This window comes from Streptomyces fuscigenes, from assembly GCF_021556455.1.
Classification (GTDB): domain Bacteria; phylum Actinomycetota; class Actinomycetes; order Streptomycetales; family Streptomycetaceae; genus Streptomyces; species Streptomyces fuscigenes.
Map to the genome: position 1 here is coordinate 1 of NZ_JAKGCV010000337.1, position 6,089 is coordinate 6,089.

The 6,089-nt window shown below is 74.7% G+C and carries 4 protein-coding genes and 1 pseudogene; all 5 read right to left on the reverse strand.

Annotated features, from left to right (window positions below):
- A pseudogene (locus L1885_RS21670) lies at window positions 1-816 on the reverse strand (NHLP bacteriocin export ABC transporter permease/ATPase subunit); the annotation flags it as partial.
- A 1-nt stretch (window position 817) separates the two neighbouring features.
- Window positions 818-2,938: an NHLP family bacteriocin export ABC transporter peptidase/permease/ATPase subunit gene (locus L1885_RS21675; RefSeq protein WP_235798838.1), complete on the reverse strand. Its 2,121-nt coding sequence runs from the start codon at window positions 2,936-2,938 to the stop codon at window positions 818-820.
- 143 nt (window positions 2,939-3,081) lie between these two features.
- Window positions 3,082-3,891 carry an HlyD family efflux transporter periplasmic adaptor subunit gene (locus L1885_RS21680; protein ID WP_235798835.1) on the reverse strand — a complete coding sequence of 270 codons (810 nt, stop codon included), beginning with the start codon at window positions 3,889-3,891 and terminating at the stop codon, window positions 3,082-3,084.
- A gap of 139 nt (window positions 3,892-4,030) precedes the next feature.
- Window positions 4,031-4,240, reverse strand: coding sequence for a type A2 lantipeptide (locus L1885_RS21685; RefSeq protein ID WP_235798836.1), 210 nt, complete (start codon window positions 4,238-4,240; stop codon window positions 4,031-4,033).
- 422 nt (window positions 4,241-4,662) lie between these two features.
- Window positions 4,663-5,949, reverse strand: a complete 1,287-nt coding sequence (locus tag L1885_RS21690) for an FAD-dependent oxidoreductase (protein ID WP_235798837.1) — start codon at window positions 5,947-5,949, stop codon at window positions 4,663-4,665.
- Between the last annotated feature and the right edge of the window lie 140 nt (window positions 5,950-6,089).

The window sequence follows — 6,089 nt, forward strand, 5'->3', positions numbered from 1 at the left end:
GACCGCGTCGGCGTCCACGGCGGCCCCGCCGGGTGCCGCGGCGCGTTCGCGGTCGCGGCGGCCCCGCCGGCCGATGGAGGCGACGAGGGCGCGGTCCGCGCTCTCCCGCTCGCGCTCGCCGGCCTTGATCCCGGCGGCGGTGCGGTGCTCGTGGTCCTGTTCGCGGCCCTCGATCCACCGGTCGACGGCGGCGAGGAGCCGGTACTGCTGGGCCACCATGCCCTGCCACATGGCCGGGTCGACGAGCAGGTCGCCCGCGAACTCGGCGCTGTAGGCGCCGCCGGGTTCGACGCTGCCGGGCGGGACGGGCATCCAGGTGATGTCGTCGTCCGCGACACTGCCGCCCATGGGGTCGTCGTCCCCGGCGAGCCGGGCGTCGAGCGGCGCCTCGAAGAGCGCGCCGAGCCCCCGGCCGATGCCGAGGGCGAAGGCCTCCTCCAGCGGCGAGGGCGCCGCGGGGGGCGGCTGCTGCGGGTAGGGGCGGGCGAGTTCGCGCAGCGGGACGCGGCGCAGCTCGCAGCCGGGGCCCGGGCGGCCGACCAGGGTGTGGCGGGGTCCCTCCACCGGGCCGAGCAGGAGCGTGCCGGCCTCCAGGCGGCACAGGAAGTGCCAGGGGCCGCCGGCGGTGTCGACGGCGAACAGGTCGAGGGCCCCGGAGGCCACGAGCCACAGCACGAGGGGCCCTTCGAGGCCGACCGCGCCGCCGGCGGCCTCGGCGGTGGCGGCGTCGTGCCGGGGTGCGCCGAGGCCGGCGAAGGCGGCCGTCACCGCGTCGTGCGGCAGGTGCCCGGTGTCCGGGCCGGTCGCGGTGCTCACGTCAGTGCTCCTTGACCAGGTCGGCGTACGCCCCGCCGGCCGCGACGAGTTCCGCGTGCCGGCCGCGTTCGACGACGGTGCCGTGGTCGAGGACGACGATCTCGTCGCTGTCGCGCACGGTGCTCAGCCGGTGGGCGATCACCACGCAGGCGCAGCCGCGCCGGCGCAGGTTGTCCATGATGACGCGTTCCGTCTCCGCGTCGAGCGCGCTCGTGACCTCGTCGAGCACGAGGACGCTCGGGCCGCGCACCAGCGCGCGGGCTATCTCCAGGCGCTGGCGCTGGCCGCCGGAGAAGTTGCGCCCGTCCTGTTCGACGCGGGTGTGGATGCCGTCGGGCCGGCGCGCGATGACGTCGTCGTAGAGGGCGGCGTCGCGCAGGGCCCCGACGACCGCCTCGTCGGGGATCGACGGGTCCCACAGCGCGACGTTGTCCCGTACGGTCCCCTCGAAGAGGAAGACGTCCTGGTCCACGAAGGACACGGACGCGGCGAGCGCGCCGCGCGGGATGTCCTCGATGCGCCGGCCGTCGATGGAGATGGAGCCCTCCCAGGGCCGGTAGAGGCCGGAGATCAGCCGGGACACCGTGGACTTGCCGCTGCCGGAGCCGCCCACGAGGGCGACCTGGCGGCCGGGGCCGACGGTGAGCGAGAAGCCGCCGAGCAGCGGGGCGTCGAGCGGGCTGTAGCCGAACGTGATGTCCTCCAGCACGACGTGGCCGGTCAGCCGCCGGGTGCTGGGGTCGGAACCGTCGCGTGCGTACAGCGAGTCGGCGGGGAAGTTCTCGACGTCCTTGAGCCGGGCGACGTCGGCGGCGAAGTCCTGGATGCGGCCGGCGACGCCGTTGAGCCGGGTGATGGGCGAGGTGAAGCGGGTGACGAGGGCCTGGAAGGCGACGAGCAGGCCGATGGAGATGTGCCCGTCCACGGCGCGCAGCCCGCCGATCCACAGGATCAGCGCGCTGTTGAGGGTGGCGAGGAGCGGGGCCACGACGGAGAGGGCCGCGCTCGGCACGCCGAGCCGCTGCTGCTCCTCCAGGGTGGTCGCGTGCTGCCCGGCCCAGCGGCGGAAGAAGCCGTCCTCGCCGCCGGTCGCCTTCAGCGTCTCGATGAGCTGGAGCCCGGTGTACGAGGTGGTGGTGAGGCGGGCGCTGTCGGCGCGGAGCTTTTGCGTGTGGGTCGCGCGCAGCCGGATGACCACGCGCATGGCGACGACGTTGAGCAGCGCCACCAGGACGCCGATGACGGTGAGTTGGGGGTCGTACGTCCACAGCAGGCCCGCGTACAGGAGGACGACGAGGCCGTCGACGCCCGCGGAGGACAGGTCGCGGGCGAGGGTCTCGGCGACGGAGTCGTTGGACTGCAGGCGCTGGACGAGGTCGGCGGGACTGCGCTGCGCGAAGAAGGTGACGGGCAGCCGCATCAGGTGCCGCATGAAGCGGGCGCTGCTGAGGGTGGAGGAGATGATGCGCCCGCGCAGCAGGTTGGCCTGCTGGAGTCCCGTCAGCACCGCGGTCAGGGCGATCATCGCCGCCATCGCGGCGAACAGCGGGCCCAGCAGGGAGCTCTGCCCGCCGAGCAGGAACAGGTCGATGTACGTGCGGCTCAGCGCGGGCACGGCCGCGCCGGTGGCGACGAGCAGCAGCCCGGCGAGCAGTGCGGCGAACAGGGTGCCCGCGGTCCCGCGCATGCGGGCGGGCAGCGCACGCAGCACGCCGGGGCGCCGGCCGCCGGTGGTGAAGGCGTCGGTGCGCTCGAAGACGAGCGCGACGCCGGTGAAGCTGGTGTCGAACTCCTCGGCGGGCACGAACCTGCGGCCCTTTCCGGGGTCGTTGATGTGCACGCCCCGGGTGCCGAACCTGCGGCCGGGACCCTCGTAGACGACGTAGTGGTTGAACTCCCAGAACAGGACGGCGGGGCCCTGCACGTCGGCGAGGGCGGTGGCCTCCATCTGCATGCCCTTGGCGCCGAGGCCGTAACTGCGCGCCGCCTTGAGGAGGTTGCTGGCCCGTGAGCCGTCGCGGGAGACGCCGCAGGCGATGCGGAGCTCCTCCAGTGGGACATGGCGGCCGTGGTGCGCGAGGACCATGGCGAGGCAGGCCGCGCCGCACTCGACCGCCTCCATCTGGAGCACGGTGGGGGTGCGGACCGTGCGCGGCCGGCGCGACGAGGGCGCGGCGGGGCGCGCCTCGGCCCGCGCGGGGCCGGTGCGGTGGCGGCCGTGGCCGCCGGGCGGGAGCTGCCGCTGCGGCGGCACGCGGGACGCGCTCACGGCATCAGCCACTGGGCCGGGTGCTGCCGGGCGACCTGTACGGACGCGTCGGCGGGCGTCATCGAGCCCAGCGCGAAGGGCGGCCCGGACGGCGAGGACCACGCGTAGCCGGACTTCGTGCCGTGCGAGGGGTTCAGGGCGACGAGGACGGCGACGGGCTGCCCGTCCCGGCTGAACTCCTGCGCGAGTTGCTCGTCGCCGAGGAAGGCGGTGATCTGCCGCCTGGTCTGGGTGCTGCGGCCCACGGCCTTGACCGTGCCGTGCAGGACCCCGTACCGCTGCTCGGGCACGGAGGGCAGGCTGAGGTCGACCGGCTGGCCGGGCGCGATCGAGGCGCCGCCGGAGGCCGGCACGTACACCATCGCGACGAGCGGGTCGTGCGGGCCGGCGGTGCGCTCGACGGTCGCGACGTCGGCGCCCGTGGTGACGACGGCGCCGATGGCCGCGCTCAGCGAGGTGACCCGGCCCGCCGCGAGGGCGCGGACGGTGTCCGTGGCGCCGTGCGCGACACGCACCTTGACGAGGGGCGTGTCCGCGGCGACCCGCTGGCCCTCCCGCGCGAGCACGGCGGTGACCTGCCCGGCCACGGGGCTCTGGAGCACGTAACTGCCCTGCCCGTAGGTGAGGATGCCCGGCGCGGAGACGGTCGAGGTGACATGCCCCGTCACCGCCCACAGCCCGCCTGCCGCCATGGCGGCAAGTGTCACGGCGAGCGTGAGGAGCCCGCGGGGTCGGGCGAGCCGCACCGGAAGATCGAGCTCCTCGGGCGACTGCAGTTTGGAGAGCGCCTGTTGGCGGAACTGCACGGCGGTATTCCCCCCTCTTCCGGCGCACGGATTCCCGCACACGGATCCCGGCACACGGAAACGTGCCCCGGGAACCGTGGGGGGCACGGACCCGGGACACGAATCAGTCAGTCACAACCTGGTCGGCACGACCTGTTGCTCAGAGGCCGCCGACGAGGCCCGTGATGCCCGCGGTGTTCACCATCGGGTCGACGGTCGCGTCCACGGTCGACAGCACGCCGCCGACGTTGACGACGCCGCTGACGGTGTTGACGAGGCCGGTGACGGTGTCACCGACGAGACCACCGGACACGTTGTCCAGGTCGGCGTCGGCGATTTCCTGGGTCTCGACCTGGGGGGTGGAGTTCATCAGTGAAGCTTCCCTTCGCATGGCTCTCTGATACGACACGCCTCCCGCTTTCACCCGCGCCTTCCCCCGTCAGGGACGAAATCGCCGGTGGTGCCGGTGGCGTGCGATGGGATGTAAGCACGGACGCCACACCCGCATCCACCTGTCCCGGGGCCCCCCGGTTCATATGTGGCGCCCGGTTGTGCCCTGTTGTGAGTGTCCCGCCATTGCGGCGGTGCGTTTCCTTCACAGCACGACCTGAACCGCGGTCGCGGGCACCGTCACCCACCACCCGGAACCTCGCATTCCGTCCGTACCGCGCGACCGGAACCGCCCGTGCGGGCAAAGGGCGTGTGCAGTGATGCCACCCCGACGCTCGCATTGTGTGGGTTATCCAGAGAAGGGATTCGCACAGGGATTCTCGACCGAACGCGTTCGGGTGACTACGCACCGCGTCCGCCGCGGCGGCGCTCCCCCAGCCCGAGCCGGGTCGCCACCGCGCCGGCGACCCGGCGTCCGGAGTGCAGCGCGCCCTGGAGGGAGCTGGTGTCCCGGTGGTCGCCGCACACGTACACGTCCCCCACCAGCGCGGGCCGGCTGAAGGGGTGCGGCGCGGTCATGGCGGGCAGGGCGTACGGGATGTCGTACGTCGCCACGAGGTCCCAGCCGGCGGTGGACGTGCGGTGGAGGTCGGCGAGCCGCCCGCGCACCGCGCTCTCGGCGGCCGTGCCGCGCGGGGCGCCCTCGCGACGGGCCGTGGAGGTGGCGACGAGGGCGCGGCCCGCGGGTGCGTGGCCCGGGGCCGCGGCGCTGATCACGATGCTGTTGTCGACGGGTGACGCGTCGCCGTCCACGATCAGCCGCGCGGCGGCGCCGGGCAGGTTCTCCGCGTCGGTGGCGTGGTACCACGTGGTCACCCCGCGCCAGTCGGGCTCGGACAGTGCGGGCAGCAGCCCGGCGGCCGAGCGGGCGTCGGTGGCGACCACGACGGCGCGGGCCGCGACCGCCCCCTCGTCGGTCTCGACGCGGTCGCCGGCGACCCGCTGTACGGGCGTGCCCAGCCGGAGCGTCCCCTCGGGCAGCCGGCCGGCGAGCGCCCTGGGCAGTGCCTCCATGCCGTCCGCGGGGACGGCTGCCTGCCCCCGGACGAACATGCGCAGCATGAGGTCGACGAACCGGCCGGAGGTGCCGGCCCCGGGATCGAGCGTCAGGCCCGCGTAGAAGGGCCGCAGCAGGCGCTCCACCGTCTCGTCGGCGAGGCCGCGGGCCCTCCAGTGGCGGGCGGCGGGCACGTCGTGCCGGTGCAGGATCGCCTCCGTGGAGGAGTACGACACCTCCAGCGCGTGGCGCGCGAGGGCGGTCTTCGCGCTCAGCGGCCCGATCGGCGCCCGCAGCATGCGGGGCAGGGCGAGGGGGTCGCGCCGGGGGTCGGCGAGCACCCAGTGGCCGCCCCGCGCGTACAGGGTCAGTGCGCGGTCGAAGGGCCGAAGGTCCAGTTCGGCCAGGTCGAGCACACGGCCCAGCTCCGGATAGGCGGTGTTCAGCACCTGGAAGCCGCGGTCGAGGCGGTAGCCGTCGAGCAGGTCGGTCGCCACGCGCCCGCCGGCGCGCTCCCCCGCCTCCAGCACGAGCACGTCGGCGCCGCGGGCGCTCAGGTCCAGCGCCGCGGCGAGACCGGCGAGACCGGCCCCGACGACGGCCACGTCGCAGCGTGCGGGCAGGGTGACCATGCGTATTACCTCCGGGTCCCGGGGTCCCCGCGGGCGGAGGACCAGGCCGGGCACCAGCCTCTCAGCACGCGGCGGCACCCGCCGCGCCGGCCGGGCGGGGGGGCGTCCCGGCGGTTGGTGCGGGGGTGCCGTGCGGCGGC

Coding starts and splice junctions, on each gene's coding strand:
- L1885_RS21675 (WP_235798838.1), bottom strand. CDS start 2,938: ATGGAGGCGGTCGAGTGCGGCGCGGCCTGCCTCGCCATGGTCCTCGCG.
- L1885_RS21685 (WP_235798836.1), bottom strand. CDS start 4,240: ATGAACTCCACCCCCCAGGTCGAGACCCAGGAAATCGCCGACGCCGAC.
- L1885_RS21690 (WP_235798837.1), bottom strand. CDS start 5,949: ATGGTCACCCTGCCCGCACGCTGCGACGTGGCCGTCGTCGGGGCCGGT.